We start from the raw sequence: 17,870 nt of genomic DNA, 5'->3' as shown, positions 1-17,870 counted from the left end.
CACCCCTGCGGGTGCAATATCTAGTGAAGTAGACGCTTTACGTTTTCCAACACTTCCTCCGCCGATTTCCCACGGGCGTCAATTACCGGCACGGCAAGCTTTATATCTTCCATCTCCATCAGGTCCCTGTCTGTACCACTAATAACTGCCGCGGTTATCTCCTCCCCCTTACCCTGTCCCAGGGTCACCGTTTTAAATCCTGCAGCTTCCAATGCCTGCCTTACGTTTTCCAACCCTTCTTCCACCCCAACTACTCTGGCCATTAAGACACCCCTTTTTTTGAGCTTACGGGGATATTATGTTCCCTAATACCGTTGATTATTCTGCAAAAGCTCAATTACTTCTTCATCACTTACCTGCCTGAAGTCTTCGTAAAATTGCCCTACTGCGTAAAAAGGCTCGGGGGAAGCCAGGCAAATCAAATCATCTACCTGCTCTTTCAGCATACTCACGGTATCCGGGGGTGCGACGGGAACCGCCAGGATTATCCTTCGGGCTTTTTGCTTTTTTAGACCTTGGAGAGCAGCCTGTACCGTAAATCCCGTAGCTATTCCATCATCTACTAAAATGACAACTTTATTATGAACATCGGGAGGTTCTGTATTCTGCCGGTATAATTTCATCCGCCGCTTAATCTCCTCCAATTCCCGTTCTTCCACCCGCTTCAACTCTGTCTTGGAAATATTAAATTTGTTAACCAGGTCATCATTGTACAGTGTGGTCCCGTCAGGAGTTATGGCTCCCAAGGCCAGCTCCGGATTAAAAGGGGCTCCAATTTTTCGCGTAATAATTATGTCTAAATTAGCCTGAAGCATTGAAGCAACAGGAGCAGCTACCACCACTCCCCCTCGGGGGATACCTAACACGAAGATATCTCCTTGAAGGGGAGGAATAGATTGGGCCAGCATTTTACCTGCTTCTTCGCGGTTTTTGAACCTGATCATTCCTGTAGCCTCCTATATCTCCGACCATGGCCTCGTTGATGGCCTGCTTTTCCTCTTCACTCAGATGATAGATGGAATCTCCATTAACGACTGGTTTGGTAAAAATTCGAGTCTCCTCCCGTCCATAAATACTACTGATTACTACACCGTTACCTTCTTGATCTAGCAACGCCAGGGCAAAACTCAAATTACTCCCTACTTCTGGAAAAGCGTTAAACCTAACCAGACCTATGTGTTGCACGCTGCGAGCCAGAGTCTGTTTAATGTGCAACAACTGCTGTTCAAGATTTTCCGTTTTTTCTTTATTCTCAACTGCAATATCGGCATATTCACCGATTCTTTTTTCCAAAGATATTCCCTTCGCTCCCCTCATTAATCTCTCGTATCGGTATCTCAAACTGCGGAAGCGTAATCCGAGCATTATGAGAAATAAGAGCATAACTGCGATAATAACAGATTGGATGGCAAACCAGAGACCGATATTCTTCTCTATTAATCCTATTATCCCAGAGTCCACAGCTATCCTCCTTCTACTCCTTGTAAATGTCTCTAGATTCCATACGTTTCGGTTAAAATCCTCCTTCTTAGGTTGTTACGATCTCCTTCAGGGCATTTAGGCAGGCCTCTATATCCTCTACCGTATTAAAATAAGAACAACTTATTCTAACGGTACCCTGTTGAAAAGTTCCAATAGTCCGGTGGGCCCTTGGTGCACAGTGTAAACCCGATCTAACCCCTATGTCGAATACCTGGTCTAAAACAAAGGCTATTTCCCCTGAGTCCCTGTCTTCGATATTTAAAGATACAACGGCAACCTGTAATTCTGGATCCTTCGGCCCGTATACCTTTATTCCGGGAATGTTCTCCAGTTCCGATAATAAACGGGTCAGAAGTTCTTTTTCATGACGACGTATATTTTCTAACCCTATTTTTTCAATAAAATCGATTCCAGCGGCCAGACCGGCTATGCCTACCGTATTCAGGGTGCCGCTTTCAAAACGCTCCGGCAATACTTCCGGCTGGTAATCCAATTCCGACTGGCTTCCAGTACCCCCTGTTATTAGCGGTTCCAGTTTTACTCCTTCCCGGATATATAGTCCCCCAGTACCGGGAGGCCCCAGCAAACCTTTGTGCCCCGAAAAAGCTAATAGGTCTATAGGAGTTTCTTCCAAATTAATCTTCAAAGAACCGGCCGTTTGGGCGGCATCTACAAGAAAAACGATATCTTTCTCCCGGGCTATTTTAGCAACTTCCTCTACAGGCATAATGGTTCCCGTTACATTTGAAGCATGTGTCAAAGCAATTAACTTAGTATTATGTCTAATGGCCTTCCGTATATCTTCGGGATCCAAGCTCCCTTGCGAATCACATTCAACGACTGTAACTTCTACACCTTTCTTTCTTAACTCATTTAAGGGGCGAATTACTGAGTTATGCTCCATACTGCTGGTGATAGCATGGTCGCCCGGGCGCAAAAGGCCTTTAATTCCTAAATTCAGGGCTTCGGTAGCGTTGGAGGTAAAAACTATATGATTAGGGTCTTTCACCCCGAAGAAGTTCGCAAGTTTCTCTCTGGCTTCAAAGACTATCCGCCCGGCATCCAGAGCCAGGCGGTGGCCCCCCCTACCCGGATTAGCGCTAATCTTCAGGGCATTCTCCATTGCCTGCCATACCTCAGGAGGTTTCGGCCAGGTTGTAGCAGCATTATCCAAGTAAATCAATGCATATTCCCCCTTTACATTTTCCCCTGCCCCTGCGTCAGACAGCATTTTGTCCCGCGAAAAACGAGCAGGGTTTCCCCTGCTCACCTTTGATAAGGCAACATATCCTGGTCTATACTACTAAATTCTCCCTGATGAATTTCTATTAAGCCTTTATCTGCCAATTCCTTGGCCACTTCATACAAAGAACTTTTTTCTTCTGGCAGTTTCTGAACGAAGCGGTTGATATCTTGAGGTGGTACTTTGGCCGTAAATCGAATCCCGCCATACTTTAAATAGTATTTTTTGGGCATTTGATACCTCCTCAATGTAAATTTCTCTCTATACTTTAATCTTTCTCTATTTTTCAGAAATATTCGTGCCCTTCAATTTATTATCTCTATAGTGTTTCACGTGAAACATTATCTCCGGTCTTTTGTCAGTTTAAAAATGTTTCACGTGAAACACCATCCTTTAAAATTCTTCTTGCGGGAGAATAAGCTCAACAATTCGCCCCAAATCTTCCTGACTATAAAAGTCTATCTCTATTTTCCCTTGCTCCCCGCGTTGTTTTATTTTCACCCTGGTACCCAAAAAGCTTTCCAGTCGCTCCGCAATATCCCTATAGACAGGATCTAATCTGGCCCCCCTGTTGCTATCTCGCCCTTCTCCTTTTTCCGTTTGCTGTTCCTTAAACTTCCTCACCAGGGCCTCTGTCTCCCGTACCGATAATCCTTTCGCCACCACCCTGTTCGCTAATTCTTCCTGCACCGCACTGTCTTCTACCGCAAGCAAAGCCCTAGCATGTCCGGCTGTTAGCAGGCCTTCTGAAACCATATCCTGTACAGAACAGGGTAAACTCAAAAGTCGCAAAGTATTAGCAATGAAAGACCTGCTCTTGCCCACCCGTCGAGCGACTTCTTCTTGGGTTAACTTAAACTCTTCAATAAGCGTTCGATACGCCCAGGCTTCCTCTAAAGGATTTAGGTCCTCCCGCTGAACATTCTCAATCAGTGCTGCTTCTGTGGCTTCTCGATCAGACATTTCTTTAATTATAGCCGGAATAGTTTTCATTCCCAGCTTGCAGCAAGCTCTCCATCTGCGTTCTCCAGCCACCAATTCATAATTTCCATTTCCTAAAGGCCTAACTACAACCGGCTGTACTATTCCATGCTGCTTAATTGAATTCGCCAGTTCTTCCAGTTTTGCATCATCAAATTCTTTCCGGGGTTGATACCTGTTAGGATTGATGGATTCTACCTTTAATTCAACCACTTCTCCCTGTCCTCTATCACCTTTGCCTTCCAAAGAAGGAACACTAGGTATCAAAGCCTGTAATCCTTTTCCCAATCCTCTCTTAGCCATTTTCAATCACTTCCTTTGCCAACTCAAAATAAACTTCCGATCCTCTGCATTTGGGATCATACATAATAACCGGCAACCCGTGGCTAGGTGCTTCGCTTAACCGAACGTTGCGAGGTATTATGGTCCTAAAGACTTTATTTTTAAAAAAACTCTTAACTTCATCTACCACCTGGATGGAAAGATTAGTCCGCGCATCAAACATAGTCAAAAGGACGCCTTCTAACTGGAGCCGGGGATTCAAATGCTTCTGTACTAACTGTATCGTATTCATTAACTGCCCTAACCCTTCTAAGGCGTAGTACTCGCATTGTATGGGGATTATGAGACTGTCCGCTGCAGTGAGGGCATTAATAGTGAGCAATCCTAATGAGGGAGGAGAATCGATAATAACGTAATCATAATTCTCTTTTTCCGGTGACAATGCCTTTTTCAGTTTCATTTCCCGGGAGATGGCAGCTACCAACTCAATTTCCGCTCCTGCTAACTGTATGGTAGCTGGAACCAAGTGTAAATTTTCTACCCGGGTTTCCTGGATAACACTTTTTAGAGGCAAGCCGTTAATAATTACGTCATAAATGCACCGTTCTACTTCCATTCGGTTAAAACCTAAACCGCTGCTGGCATTTCCCTGGGGGTCAATGTCAATTAACAACACCTTCTTCCCCAGAGTCCCCAGACAAGCCCCTAGGTTTACGGCCGTAGTTGTCTTGCCCACTCCCCCTTTTTGATTCGCAATTGCTATAACCTTTGCCATATTTTTCACCACCTGTACTGCCCCGGCTTGACTTGCCTAAATATATTCCACAACAGGACACAACTTCCCTCCCTCTAGGAGTTAAAATTCCAGTAAACACACAGAATAAAAGCCGGATTTCTGCAGCCTCACAAAGGCCTTTTGGCAGGAATTCCGGCTCTACGGGGAAACTTCTCCGGTGTTTTTAACACTTTACGAACTACAATCAACGTTCTTTTCTCCCTCATCCGTGGGAGAATACATCTTTCTACCTTTTCTACTTTACCTCCTAACTCTTCTAACGCTGTTTCCGCCTGCTTTAATTCTATTTCACCTTCCGGACCCTTCAAGGCTAAAAAAACACCATTTAACCGTACCAACGGCAAGCAGTATTCAGCTAAAACGTTTAACGGGGCAACAGCCCTGGCTACAGCCGTATCAAATTCTTCTCTAAACCCTCGCTCTTGGCCTAAATCCTCAGCCCTTGCATGAACCGCCTTTACTTCTTCTAGCTCCAATTGGTTAATAACTGCTTGTAAAAAAGTGATTCGTTTCTTCGAAGCGTCTACTAACACTAAAAACAATCGAGGTTCCCAAATTTTGAGCGGTATTCCGGGAAAACCAGCCCCTGTACCAACGTCTACAACCTTCGCCCGGGGTGGAAAATCGACTGCCTTAATACTGAGCAGAGAATCTATAAAATGCTTTATTACCACTCCTTGCTCATCGGTAATGGCAGTCAAATTAAACTTCTTGTTCCAAGTCTTTAGCAAGTCCTTGTAAATGAGAAGTTTTTTAACCTGTTCTTCCGCAAGTTTTATTCCTACCTCTTCAGCGACCTGTAAGAGTAATTCTTCCCCGGTTCTCACTGTCCTTCATCCCCTGATTGCCGCCTGCGTTGTTCCAGATATACCAGCAAAACATTAATATCCGCAGGAGAAACTCCTGAGATCCGACTGGCCTGTCCGATGGAGGTCGGCCTGATACGATCCAGCTTTTGTCTGGCTTCCAAGGAAAGACCCTTAATTTCCCGGTAGTCAATGTCCCCAGGAATACGTCGCTTTTCTAGCTTTTCAAACCGTTCCACTTGAGCCATTTGTTTTTTAATATAACCTTCATACTTGATCTGTATCTCCACTTGTTCCCTGACCTCAAGAGGTAGTTCCGGCTTCTCTTCTCCCATAGCCACGATATCCTCATAGTTCAATTCCGGCCTTCTCAACAATTCAGCTAAACTGGTTTTCTGTCTTATTGGACTGCTTCCTTTAGCCTCGAGAATCTCCTTAACCTTTTGATTCGTAGGATCCACCGCTGAATTCCGGAGTCTTTGAATTTCTTTTTCAATCTGTTCTTTCTTACGAAGAAATTTCTCGTACCTTTCCTTCGAAACCAATCCAACTCTATATCCTATTTCCGTTAACCGTAAGTCGGCATTATCTTGGCGCAATAACAGGCGATATTCGGCCCGTGACGTTAACATCCGGTACGGTTCATTAGTACCCTTAGTGACCAAATCGTCGATCAAAACACCTATATAAGCATCCGAACGTTTTAAAACTAAAGGCTCTTCTCCTTTAACTTGTAACGCTGCATTAATTCCGGCCATCAATCCCTGTGCGGCCGCCTCTTCATACCCAGAAGTCCCGTTGATCTGTCCTGCAGTAAACAAACCGCCAATTTCTTTGGTTTCTAAGGTCGGTTTTAATTGCGTAGGTACTACGTAATCATACTCAATAGCATATCCTGCCCTCATCATTTCCACATTTTCTAATCCTTTGATAGTGCGAAGCATTTCCAACTGCACATCTTCCGGAAGACTGGTAGACATCCCCTGTACATACATTTCATACGTATGGAGACCTTCCGGCTCCAAAAAAACTTGGTGACTCGTTTTGTCCGCAAACCTAACCACTTTATCTTCAATGGAAGGACAGTACCGAGGACCTACACCTTCAATAATTCCACTGTACAGGGGAGAGCGATGTAAATTATTTCTGATTATCTGATGGGTTTTTTCGTTAGTGTAAGTCAGCCAACAAGGTACATTCGGGCGTTCAATGTTTGTACTTAAAAAAGAAAAGAATAGAGGTCGGTCATCCCCTGGTTGCTCAATCATGACATCAAAATTAACACTGCGGCGGTCAACCCGGGCCGGAGTTCCCGTCTTAAATCTTCCCATTTCCAAACCGAGATCCCGCAAACTTTGAGCCAACTCTACCGCAGGAAACTGACCGTTGGGTCCGCCGCTATAATAAACATCTCCAATTATGATACGGCCGCGAAGATAAGTCCCAGTGGTAACTACCACTGCACGTCCCAAGAATTTAGCCCCCGTCCGGGTTAAAACTCCCTCCACTCTACCCGATTTGACCAGTATTTTTTCAACTATGGCTTGTTTAACATCCAGGTTATCTTGCCGCTCCAAGGTTAAAGTCATTTCCCTTTGATATAGTTTTTTGTCCGTCTGCGCTCTAAGTGCATAAACCGCCGGTCCTTTTCCCGTATTTAGCATTCTGATTTGAATATAGCTTTTGTCGGTATTAATCCCCATTTCTCCCCCAAGGGCATCTATTTCTCGCACTAGATGCCCTTTAGCCGGACCACCAACCGCAGGGTTACACGGCATAAGAGCAATATTATCTAAACTCAAAGTTAACAACAGTGTACGACAACCCATCCTGGCGGATGCCAAAGCCGCTTCACAACCGGCATGACCAGCTCCTATCACTATAACGTCATATTTACCGGCAAGATATTCCATGGGCAACACCTCTATTTCCCGATACAGAATTCAGCAAAAATACGGTCCAAAATATCTTCTTCAACTGTTTCCCCTGTAATTTCGCCCAACGCCTCCCAGGCCGCCTTTAAATCAATAGCGTATAAATCGGCAGGCATGCCTTCTTCTATGGATTTCAAAGCATCCATGATGTGGGCCTGCGCTTTCTGCAATGCCTCTTTATGTCGCAAGCGGGTCACCAGCGTTTTTTCTCCTACCTGTACCTCTCCCTCAAATACCATTTCTAATATTTTATTCTCCAGTTCTTCTAGTCCGATTTCTTCCGTCGCCGATATTTTCAGATACGGCTTGTCTCCTACCAGTTTCCTTAATTCAGCAGGATCAATCCTTCCCTCATCCAAGTCAATTTTATTGATCAGGACAATAGCTTTTTTATCCCGCAGCATGTTGGCAATCTCAATATCCTCTTTCGTAATTCCGGTATACGCATCCAGCACAAAAAGTACTAAATCAGCTTTGGCAAAAAACTCTCTCGATCGTTCCACTCCCATTTTTTCAACCACGTCTTCTGTTTCTCGGATGCCGGCAGTATCAATAATCCTCAAAGGAATACCGCCGACATTAATAATTTCCTCAATTATATCTCGCGTTGTGCCTGGAATATCAGTCACTATAGCCCGTTTTTCTTTAAGCAAGGCATTTAGTAGACTAGATTTACCAACGTTTGGCCTACCGATGATGACCGTGCTCAACCCTTCCCTATAGACTTTACCTTTGTCCGCTTCCCGTATTAATTTGGAAATTTCTTCTTTAACCTTTTTACACCTGCTTACCAGTTCACCCTCGGACAATTCTTCAATTTCTTCTTCCGGAAAATCAATACTAGCCTCCACAAAGGCAAGGATTTCTAACAATTCTGACCGAAGGTTGGTAATTTTCTCGGATAATTTTCCTTGTAATTGATTCAAAGCCAAGTCCAAGCCTGCATCAGTCTTAGCACGGATTATATCTATAACCGATTCCGCCTGCGCTAAGTCTATCCTACCATTTAGGAAGGCTCGCTTGGTAAACTCTCCCGGTTCGGCAAGCCTGGCCCCAGATCTAAGTACCAGTTCTAGCGTTCTTCTTAAGGGGACTATGCCTCCGTGACAGTTAATTTCAACTACATCTTCCGCCGTATAACTCCGCGGTTTCCTCATTACTGAAATCAGTACTTCGTCTACCACTTCTCCATTTTCAGGATTTACAATATATCCTAAAGATAAGGTATGAGAGCCTACCTCATGAAGCTTGACTCCCCGCTGAGAACGAAAAATTTTCTCCACTATATTTATAGCTTCATTTCCGCTTACCCGAACTATCCCAATGCCGCCTTCACCCAAAGGAGTAGATATAGCGGCTATCGTATCATAAATCAACAAATTTCACCTCTCGCAAACTTAATAAAAACCCAGTAATTATACTGGGTTTTTCAAGGTCTTATTATTTATTTTTCAGTGAAATAACTACTTTTCTGTATGGTTCCTCCCCTTCACTGTAAGTATAAACACTGTTGTCGTTTTGTAACGCCGTATGAATGACCCTTCTTTCATGAGGATTCATAGGTTCCAAGACGATTCGATTTCCCGTCCGCTTAACTTTTTCTGATAACCGACGAGCCAGCCGTATTAAAGTTTGTTCCCGGCGGGAGCGATATCCTTCCACATCCAAAATAATTTTTATCCTTTTCTCTACCTTCCGATTCACCACCAGATTCACAAGGTATTGTAATGCATTTAAGGTCTCTCCTCTTCTCCCAATTAAAATTCCTAAGTCGGAACCGGTAAGCGTTAAATATGTATATTCGTCCTTCTGAGCGATCGAAATATCGGCGTGAACACCCATTCGTCGAATTAGTCCCAAGAGAAATTCCTGCGCAATTCTGATCGGATCTTCTTTCAGGGTAACTCTTACTTTCGCCAATTTACTACCTATGAGGCCAAATAACCCTTTACTAGGATGTTCTAAGATCTCCACCTCAACTTCTTCCCTTTCGGCCTGTAACTCCTCCAGAGCCATATTCACCGCTTCTTCAACAGTTTTCCCGCTTACCTCAATGCTTTTCATTTGGCCCTAACTTCCTCCTTTACCGCCAGGGGTTGCCTGTTGATGATAATTTGTTGCACAGCACCAACTACACTGAAAACAACCCAGTATAAAGACAAGCCTGCCGGAAAACCTCTGCTTATGACTGCTAGCATTATAGGCATCATATAGAGCATAGTTTTTTGGGTCTGATCTTGAATATTCGGGCTGGTCACCTTCTGCTGCAAATATTGAGTGACCCCTACCAAAATAGGTAATAGTAACGGATCGGGATTACCCAAATTGTCAATCCATAAAAACTTAGCATGGGCTAAGTTCACATAATCGGGATGTTTGGTAGGATCAAAGAAAACTTGCAAAGATCTGAACAAAGCAATTAAAATCGGCATTTGAATTAGAAGCGGCCAACACCCGGCAAAAGGGTTTGCTCCGTGTTCTTTATAGAGTTTCATCAGTTCTTCCTGGGATTTTTGAGGATTCTTTTTATATTTTTCCTGAATTTCCTTAACCTTAGGCTGTAACTCCTGCATTTTGCGCATTGCTTTCATTTGTTTATACGTTAACGGATAGAGAATTATCTTAACGGCAACGGTAAAAAGAATTATCGCCAAACCGTAATTAGGAATACCGATTTTATCCGTTATTATGTAAAAAAATTGTATTGATTGCGAAATAAAATCGACTAAACTACTGAACAATTTGACCCCTGCACCAAAACCCATTAAAGACCTGAAAACAATAATGGGTTGTGCGGCAGGTTTCACCTCCTGTCTTAATATTTTGGCTATTAAATTGATACTGCATGGCGTCTACTTCTCTTTCCCAAAGAAAAATTACCACATATCAAATAGGATCGTATCCCCCCGGGTTAAAAGGATGACACCTTAAAATTCTCTTTACACTCAAATAAATGCCCTTCCAGAAACCAAACTTATGTAAGGCTATGATGGCATATTGAGAACAACTAGGATAAAACCTACAGCGTGAAGGAAGAAAACAAGAAATCGTTTTTTGATAAATTTTTATGATTATAATTAACAACCTAGCTAGCAATTTACTTCACCTTTTATCCGATATATTAGCCCTACGGGATAGCTTTAATAAGTCTTTTTCGACCCCATGGTAGTTGATTCCTTTTATTTTAGATCGCGCTATAAAAATTATATCAAAACCTTCCTTAAATTGTCTCAGATTTTTCCTGCAAACCTCCCGAAGAGTTCTTTTAATCCTGTTGCGTTCATGGGCTTTACCTATCTTTTTGGAGATAGAAAACCCAAATCTAGTTTTATTTTTTCCTGAATTCAGATAATAAACCACCAAATATCTGCCGGCCAGAGAACGTCCGTGTTGATACACTTTGCGGAAATCCGCGCGCTTTCTAAGCCGTCTGTCTTTCGGTAGCATGAATAACCTCCATATCCCTTTCAATACACCAACTCACCGGATTTAAAAAAGGTCCAAGTAAAGGTAAAAGGCCACCCACGGGCCTTTAAGCTGAGAGTCTCTTTCTTCCTTTCCGGCGTCTCCTTTTTAACACGTTCCTTCCACTTTTGGTTGCCATACGACGACGGAAACCGTGGACCCTCTTATACTTCCGTCTCTTGGGTTGGTATGTCCTTTTCATTACCAGTTCCCCCTATTCATCCATCTGTTCTCTTCCAAGGACATATGGAAATTGTAGCATAACCTTCCCATTTATGTCAAGAACAAGCCTTTCATCCCGCACGCGTCTAGACCTTGTTTTCTTAACCACATATTATCCCCAAAACCATATTGATATTGTGGATAAATTTTGCTATTATTAATGGTGCCAAAAGGTTTTAAAAACTAGATTTTCCTTATCCTAATTAATAATTTTTACCCACAATCCACAATTACCAATTTCTCTATTATGGGGATTTTGATAATTAATTCTATACTTATTTATCCCTCAAAAGCTTGATTATCATTGGATCTCAATCATATATAGTGCCATTATCATCTCTCTACTATCTACCCTTAACACCGTCTTTTTTTTTGTGGATTATTGGGGAATAGTATCCTGAAAGACGATATTACTTATCTTTTTCCTGGGGATAATTTTGTGGATAAAGTCCTGTTAGAAACATCTTTCTCGATTGAAGCGTAGTAATAAAAGCCTTATTATTATTAATTTCTGCCCTTCACGTTATTCACTATTTACCTCTTGTGGATAACTTATTTAAAAAACAAATTAACAAAAAACGGGAGGTCTTATTTATGACGCCCGTCATGCTTAACGAAATATGGGATCAGGTCTTGGAAATCTTGCAGGAAGAATTAAGCCGACCCAGTTTTGAGACCTGGATCAAGTCCAATCAACTCATCGAAATCACTGAAGATACAGTCTATTTATGTGTCCCAAATGAGTTTTCTAAAGGCTGGTTAGAAAACCGGTACTTTAACCTTATCCAAAGCACCTTTCGTTTAGTACTGGATAAAAATGTAAAGCTAGTACTTATACTTCCTCACGAGATACATAAAATAAAGACCCTGGAAAAGAAAAAGTCCGCCAAGAAGCCTCGGCTTAACGATGAGAACAATACGGAAGATTATTATTCCTTTCTCAATCCAAAATATACCTTTGAAACTTTCGTTGTAGGAAACAGCAATCGCTTTGCCCATGCAGCCTGCTTGGCTGTTGCGGAGGCTCCCGCTAAAGCTTATAATCCCTTATTTATTTATGGGGGCGTTGGCCTCGGTAAAACCCATCTTATGCACGCTATAGGACATCACGTTATGGCAGAACTACCTCAATACCGCGTAGTTTATGTATCTTCTGAAAAATTTACCAACCAGTTAATTAACGCCATTAGAGATGATACTACGGTAGAATTTCGCAATAAATACCGTAATGTAGATGTGTTATTAATTGATGACATCCAATTTTTAGCCGGAAAAGAAAGAACCCAAGAGGAATTTTTTCATACTTTCAACGCCCTTCATGAAGCTAATAAACAGATTATTATTTCCAGCGATCGACCGCCAAAAGAAATCCCGACCCTTGAAGACCGTCTTCGCTCGCGTTTTGAATGGGGGCTTATTACCGATATTCAACCGCCAGACTTAGAAACCAGGATCGCTATCCTACGTAAAAAAGCGTCCTTAGAAAACGTGAATCTACCTGATGATGTAATGATTTATATAGCCAAAAAAATTCAATCTAATATTCGAGAACTGGAGGGAGCGTTAATTAAAGTTGCAGCATATGCCGCTCTAATAAACAAAGAACTAACCCCTGAGTTAGCTGCAGAAGCACTTAAAGATATTGTTCCAAATGAAAAGCCCAAACAAATTACCCCGGCTTTAATTCAGAAGACGGTGGCCGATTATTTTGGTTTAAAAGTAGAAGATTTAAAAGCAAAAAAACGTACCCGTTCCGTAGCATTTCCGCGCCAAATTGCTATGTATTTATGTCGCGAACTCACTGACTTGTCTCTACCCCGCATTGGTGAAGAATTTGGTGGCCGAGATCACACAACAGTCATTCATGCCCACGAAAAAATATCTAAAGATCTCGAGAATGATCATACCTTAAATGAAACTATCAAAAAGATAATAAAAATTATTAACCAATAAGCATAAACTATATTCATCTTCATCCAACCTTATCCACAGGTTGTCCCCACCCGTAATATCTTTAATAGCGCTCTTTATAAAAAGTTCTTAACATTATCCTCAGCCTCTAAGACGAATATGACTATCTATAATTATATTTAGGTAGTTGTCTTTTTATAACTCGTGAAATTTCCAAGGAGGCTCAAAAAATGAAAGTTTCCTGCTCGCAAGAAAACTTAACTCACGGAGTTAATATGGTACAACGAGCCGTTTCTGATAAAAATACAATGCCTATTTTGGGAGGAATTTTTTTACAAGCAAAGGAGAACTCCCTGAGTTTTAGAGCAACTAATCTTGAGTTAAGTATAGAATGTACCGTAACCGCAGAAATAGAGGAAGAAGGCTGCGTTGTATTGCCGGCACGTATATTCTCGGAGTTAGTAAGACGGTTACCTCAAGGTCCTATCTATATCGAAAGTGAAAACGAGGGTACTTCTGTCAAAATACGTTATAATCAATCAGAGCTTCAGTTAAACACTTTTAATGCTGAAGAATTTCCAAGTCTGCCAGAAGTTAAAGAAGAAAATAAGGTTATTCTGAATGCCTCTTTGCTTAAGAATATGATCAAACAAGTAGCCATCGCTATTTCTAAAGATGAATCTCGTCCCATTTTCACCGGGGTATTGTTTGAATTTGAACAATCTTTATTAAATATGGTTGCCACTGATACTCATCGCTTAGCTTTACGGCAGGGTCAGATCAATGAACATTATAGTGGATTAGAACAAACGAGTTTTATAATCCCTGGCCGTACGCTGATGGAATTGAGCCGCCTCCTAAACGAAGAAGCGGGCGAAGTTCAACTGATCTTTACGGAAAGCCAGGCTATGTTTTCTTTTGAAAATATTAGAGTGGTCTCTCGATTAATTGAAGGAACTTTTCCTAATTATCGGCAGGTAATTCCGGAAGAACGAAATACTAGGATCACAATCGAAAATTCTACTTTCTTACAAGCTGTTGAAAGGGCTTCTCTTTTTGCTCGGGATGAAGATCATCAGGGTTTCAGCGTTATAAAACTTAAGACGACAGATAGCGGGTTGATTATAGATGGTGCTTCTCCCGAATTAGGTCGGGTCCATGAAGAAGTAGTAGCTTCGGTAGAAGGAGAAATGACAGAAATAGCTTTTAACGCGAAATACATATCGGATGTGCTTAAAGTAATTGAAGCTGAAGAAATAATAATGGATTTGTCAGGTTCTTTAAGCCCAGGGGTTATTAAGCCTCGTGAAAGTGATGGTTATTTGTACCTGATACTGCCGGTAAGAATGGATTAAAAGGCGGGTTTAGTTGCGACCCCTATTTTTTGAGGTCACTCGATAAACAGGATGACAAAATGGCTTAATTTTTGGATTTTAAGGTGAGATTTAAGGAGTGTAGTACTTGCAACTATCTAGAATAGAACTTAAAAACTTTCGTAATTATGAAGATACGGCTGTAGATTTCGATGATAAGAAAAATTTTATTACCGGAGACAACGCTCAGGGTAAAACGAACCTGCTGGAGGCTATTTATTATCTTAGTAGAGCAAAAACTTTCCGGCGTAGTAACGACTCTCAGTTAATTCGTTTCGGATGCGATTTCTTTTTAATTAAGGGCACAGTACAAAATAAAAAGGGTCAGTTAAATATAGCTTTCTATTACAACGAAGTACAAGGAAATAAAATATTGCAGGTTAACGGTGAAAAAAGAGAAAGGTTAAATAGTATTGCTGATCAATTACAAACCGTTTTATACAGTCCGGACGATCTCTGGTTGATTAAAGGTGGACCCGCATATCGTAGAAGGTACTTTAATGATATAATTTCCAAAATAAGTTCTAGATATACCTATGATTTAGTTCGCTACGAGAAAACTTTACAACAAAGAAATAATATATTAAAAAAACTCAGGGAAACAGGTACAAATTCTAATTCTAAACAACTTGAGCTTTGGACTGTACCTTTAGTGCAGTATGGAAGTAGAATCTTGCGAAAAAGAGTTGAGGTATTAGAACAGTTAAAACCTCTAATTCGTCTAATTTCCAGACGAATCACCGGTGAAAAAGATGAGGTAAGCATAAAATATTACAGTAGTATAACCGGTACTCTGTGGGATAAGGTTGAGAAAGAGAAAATAGAAGAAATTTTTACAGAGAAACTTGCTAAGGTTGAGAAGGAAGAGATAAAGAAGGGTTTTTCTGTGGTTGGTCCCCATAGGGACGACGTATATCTTTTGGTCAATGGACGGGATCTTAAAGTATACGGGTCACAGGGTCAGTACCGTACGGCTATCCTTGCTTTAAAGCTGGCCGAAGTTGAATTTCTTAAAGGTCAGTTAGGCGAGTATCCTTTACTCTTGTTGGATGATGTGTTTTCTGAATTAGACCAGAGAAGAAGGTCTTTTTTGATTGAAGAGATTATGGGAAATCTCCAAATTTTTATTACCGGCACCGATTTGTCAAAGGCGGAACTAAAAGGTTGCTCCGGTAAATGGTTTCAGGTCACAGAAGGGAAAATTGAAAGCTTATAATAGATTGCTTTTAAAATATTTTAAAAAAGTTCATTATATTCCTAAGGAACAGATTTTAGAGGTAGTACCGTGGTATTGTAACCACGGTTTTTTTTAAGGGAAAACGAAAAAGTTTAGATCTATTTTAGCGACAAGTAGGTGTAATTGAAATTTGTTTTATTTGTGGGAAAAAATGTTTTTATGATATAATATCCTATTAGGGAGTTTTAGACAGGAGGTTACATTAATGACCCGTCGATTGGAAAAAGTAGATGTAGAATACAATGCCAGCCAAATACAAGTATTAGAAGGGCTAGAGGCCGTCCGCCGAAGACCGGGAATGTATATTGGAAGTACCGGTACTAGGGGTCTACATCACTTAGTTTATGAAATCGTAGATAACAGTATCGATGAAGCCCTGGCCGGTTATTGTGACCGTATTAAAGTAATTATTCACCAGGATAATAGTGTAACCGTAATTGATAACGGTCGGGGAATTCCAGTAGATATACATGAAAAAACCGGAAAGCCGGCAGTTGAAGTGGCCTTGACTATGCTTCATGCCGGCGGAAAATTCGGAGGTAACGGCTATAAAGTTGCTGGCGGATTGCATGGAGTAGGACTTTCAGTAGTTAATGCTTTGTCAGAATGGTTAGAGGTTAAAGTTAAAAGAAACGGAAAGGTTTATCACCAGCGTTATGAACGGGGCCAAGTCGTTTCAGATCTAAGGATTGTTGGAGAAAGTAAGGGAACAGGTACTCAAATTACGTTTAAACCGGATCAAGAAATTTTCGAAGAAACTGTATTCAATTATGAAATATTGTCTAACAGGTTAAGAGAACTTTCTTTTTTAAACAGAGGTTTAAAGATTACTCTCGAAGATGAACGGACAGGTTATAAAGAAGTTTTTTACCATAACGCCGGCATAGTTAATTTTATTAAACACTTGAATAAAAATAAAAACCCTATTCATAACAAAGTAATTTATATTGAAGCCGAAAAAGAAGAGGTTCAGGTTGAAGTAGCTATGCAGTATCATGACGGCTATATTGAAACTATCTTTTCCTATGCCAACAACATTCATACATCGGAAGGCGGTACTCATGAAGCAGGTTTTAAAACGGCGCTTACCAGAGTAGTTAATGATTACGCTCGAAGACACAATTTATTGAAAGAGAATAACAATAATTTAACGGGGGAAGATATCCGGGAAGGTTTAACGGCTATTATAAGTATTAAGGTTAAAGAACCTCAGTTTGAAGGACAGACCAAGACTAAATTAGGAAACACCGAGGTCAGGGGAATAGTTGATTCTATCGTAACGGAGGGATTAGGTAATTTCTTAGAGGAGAATCCTTCCATAGCTAAGAAGATAGTGGAAAAAGCCATTCATGCAGCCCGGGCCAGAGAGGCAGCCCGTAGGGCTCGCGAGCTAACGCGTCGTAAGAGCGCTTTGGAGGTAACATCGTTACCGGGCAAGCTGGCTGATTGTTCTATAAAAGATCCGGCTTATGCTGAATTGTTTCTGGTAGAGGGCGATTCTGCAGGCGGGTCGGCCAAACAGGGACGAGACCGAAAGTTTCAGGCGATTCTGCCTTTACGCGGTAAAATTTTAAATGTTGAAAAGGCCCGGCTGGATAAAATTTTAAACAATGAGGAAATCAGGGCTATGATTACAGCCTTGGGTACTGGTATTGCGGACGATTTCGATATCATGAAGGCTCGTTACCATAAAATAATTATCATGACTGATGCTGATGTAGATGGTGCTCACATTCGTACTTTGTTATTAACCTTTTTCTATCGCTATATGAGAAAACTAGTAGAAGCTGGATATGTATATATTGCCCAGCCACCTCTCTATAAAATCAGTAAAGGCAAAAAAGAATACTACGCCTACAGTGATGAAGAGTTAGACCGGATTCTTTCCGAATTAGGACGAGATAATTATAGCATTCAGCGCTATAAAGGTTTGGGTGAAATGAATCCCGAACAACTCTGGGAAACTACCATGAATCCGGAAACCCGCACTATTTATCGTGTAACTATGGAAGATGCCGTTAAAGCCGATGAAATTTTTAGTATTCTCATGGGGGATAAGGTAGAACCAAGGCGAGAATTCATTAAGACTCATGCGAAAGAAGTTCGTAATCTGGATGTGTAAGTTGTTAAAACCAGGT

General features: G+C 41.3%; 19 protein-coding genes. 4 read left to right on the top strand and 15 right to left on the bottom strand.

All coding sequences use genetic code 11. The features are described 5' to 3' along the window. Positions 1 to 20 precede the first annotated feature (20 nt). The 15 genes from KKC1_RS12390 to rpmH form a co-directional block, all read right to left on the bottom strand. Positions 21 to 263 (bottom strand): YkuS family protein, encoded by a 243-nt coding sequence (locus tag KKC1_RS12390; protein WP_088554750.1) that lies wholly within the window; start codon positions 261 to 263, stop codon positions 21 to 23. A 42-nt stretch (positions 264 to 305) separates the two neighbouring features. Next, positions 306 to 944 (bottom strand): phosphoribosyltransferase, encoded by a 639-nt coding sequence (locus KKC1_RS12385; RefSeq protein ID WP_088554749.1) that lies wholly within the window; start codon positions 942 to 944, stop codon positions 306 to 308. Continuing rightward, entirely contained in the window at positions 910 to 1,461 is a 552-nt protein-coding gene (locus KKC1_RS12380) for a DUF4446 family protein (RefSeq protein WP_088554748.1), read from the bottom strand. The genes KKC1_RS12385 and KKC1_RS12380 overlap by 35 nt, the downstream gene beginning before the upstream one ends. A gap of 67 nt (positions 1,462 to 1,528) precedes the next feature. Beyond that, a complete protein-coding gene (locus KKC1_RS12375) occupies positions 1,529 to 2,665 on the bottom strand; it encodes an aminotransferase class V-fold PLP-dependent enzyme (RefSeq protein ID WP_088554916.1) in 1,137 nt (378 codons plus the stop codon). Positions 2,666 to 2,748: 83 nt separating this feature from the next. After that, entirely contained in the window at positions 2,749 to 2,958 is a 210-nt protein-coding gene (locus tag KKC1_RS12370; protein ID WP_088554747.1) for a hypothetical protein, read from the bottom strand. Positions 2,959 to 3,118: 160 nt separating this feature from the next. Further along, positions 3,119 to 4,009 (bottom strand): ParB/RepB/Spo0J family partition protein, encoded by an 891-nt coding sequence (locus tag KKC1_RS12365; protein ID WP_088554746.1) that lies wholly within the window; start codon positions 4,007 to 4,009, stop codon positions 3,119 to 3,121. Next, complete coding sequence (locus KKC1_RS12360; RefSeq protein ID WP_088554745.1) at positions 4,002 to 4,763, bottom strand: ParA family protein; 762 nt, start codon at positions 4,761 to 4,763, stop codon at positions 4,002 to 4,004. Before KKC1_RS12360 ends, KKC1_RS12365 begins: the two co-directional genes overlap by 8 nt. Positions 4,764 to 4,891: 128 nt before the next feature. Then, entirely contained in the window at positions 4,892 to 5,611 is a 720-nt protein-coding gene (gene rsmG, locus KKC1_RS12355) for a 16S rRNA (guanine(527)-N(7))-methyltransferase RsmG (RefSeq protein WP_088554744.1), read from the bottom strand. Next, the gene (gene mnmG, locus KKC1_RS12350) at positions 5,608 to 7,503 is read right to left on the bottom strand and encodes a tRNA uridine-5-carboxymethylaminomethyl(34) synthesis enzyme MnmG (RefSeq protein ID WP_088554743.1); all 1,896 of its coding nucleotides are present in this window, start codon (positions 7,501 to 7,503) and stop codon (positions 5,608 to 5,610) included. The genes rsmG and mnmG overlap by 4 nt, the downstream gene beginning before the upstream one ends. 11 nt (positions 7,504 to 7,514) lie before the next feature. Next, a complete protein-coding gene (gene mnmE / locus KKC1_RS12345; RefSeq protein WP_088554742.1) occupies positions 7,515 to 8,900 on the bottom strand; it encodes a tRNA uridine-5-carboxymethylaminomethyl(34) synthesis GTPase MnmE in 1,386 nt (461 codons plus the stop codon). 64 nt (positions 8,901 to 8,964) lie between these two features. Then, complete coding sequence (gene jag, locus KKC1_RS12340; protein ID WP_088554741.1) at positions 8,965 to 9,588, bottom strand: RNA-binding cell elongation regulator Jag/EloR; 624 nt, start codon at positions 9,586 to 9,588, stop codon at positions 8,965 to 8,967. Then, the gene (locus KKC1_RS12335; RefSeq protein ID WP_238134305.1) at positions 9,585 to 10,265 is read right to left on the bottom strand and encodes a YidC/Oxa1 family membrane protein insertase; all 681 of its coding nucleotides are present in this window, start codon (positions 10,263 to 10,265) and stop codon (positions 9,585 to 9,587) included. The genes jag and KKC1_RS12335 overlap by 4 nt, the downstream gene beginning before the upstream one ends. Before the next feature lie 145 nt (positions 10,266 to 10,410). Then, complete coding sequence (yidD, locus tag KKC1_RS12330) at positions 10,411 to 10,620, bottom strand: membrane protein insertion efficiency factor YidD (RefSeq protein ID WP_088554739.1); 210 nt, start codon at positions 10,618 to 10,620, stop codon at positions 10,411 to 10,413. Positions 10,621 to 10,626: 6 nt separating this feature from the next. Continuing rightward, positions 10,627 to 10,971 (bottom strand): ribonuclease P protein component, encoded by a 345-nt coding sequence (gene rnpA, locus KKC1_RS17625; RefSeq protein WP_088554738.1) that lies wholly within the window; start codon positions 10,969 to 10,971, stop codon positions 10,627 to 10,629. 85 nt (positions 10,972 to 11,056) lie between these two features. Continuing rightward, positions 11,057 to 11,191, bottom strand: a complete 135-nt coding sequence (gene rpmH, locus KKC1_RS12320) for a 50S ribosomal protein L34 (RefSeq protein WP_088554737.1) — start codon at positions 11,189 to 11,191, stop codon at positions 11,057 to 11,059. Positions 11,192 to 11,805: 614 nt separating this feature from the next. Between rpmH and dnaA the strand changes: the two genes are divergently transcribed. The 4 genes from dnaA to gyrB all read left to right on the top strand — a co-directional run bounded on the left by dnaA (position 11,806) and on the right by gyrB (position 17,854). Beyond that, a complete protein-coding gene (gene dnaA, locus KKC1_RS12315) occupies positions 11,806 to 13,164 on the top strand; it encodes a chromosomal replication initiator protein DnaA (RefSeq protein ID WP_272946676.1) in 1,359 nt (452 codons plus the stop codon). A 188-nt stretch (positions 13,165 to 13,352) separates the two neighbouring features. Then, positions 13,353 to 14,477 carry a DNA polymerase III subunit beta gene (dnaN, locus tag KKC1_RS12310; protein ID WP_088554736.1) on the top strand — a complete coding sequence of 375 codons (1,125 nt, stop codon included), beginning with the start codon at positions 13,353 to 13,355 and terminating at the stop codon, positions 14,475 to 14,477. 106 nt (positions 14,478 to 14,583) lie between these two features. Next, a complete protein-coding gene (recF, locus tag KKC1_RS12305; protein WP_088554735.1) occupies positions 14,584 to 15,711 on the top strand; it encodes a DNA replication/repair protein RecF in 1,128 nt (375 codons plus the stop codon). A 226-nt stretch (positions 15,712 to 15,937) separates the two neighbouring features. Then, positions 15,938 to 17,854, top strand: coding sequence for a DNA topoisomerase (ATP-hydrolyzing) subunit B (gene gyrB, locus KKC1_RS12300; RefSeq protein ID WP_088554734.1), 1,917 nt, complete (start codon positions 15,938 to 15,940; stop codon positions 17,852 to 17,854). Positions 17,855 to 17,870 lie beyond the last annotated feature (16 nt).

The organism is Calderihabitans maritimus (assembly GCF_002207765.1).
Taxonomy (GTDB): domain Bacteria; phylum Bacillota; class KKC1; order Calderihabitantales; family Calderihabitantaceae; genus Calderihabitans; species Calderihabitans maritimus.
The sequence above is the reverse complement of the archived record's forward strand: the minus strand, read 5'-3'. Positions and strand labels throughout refer to the sequence as shown.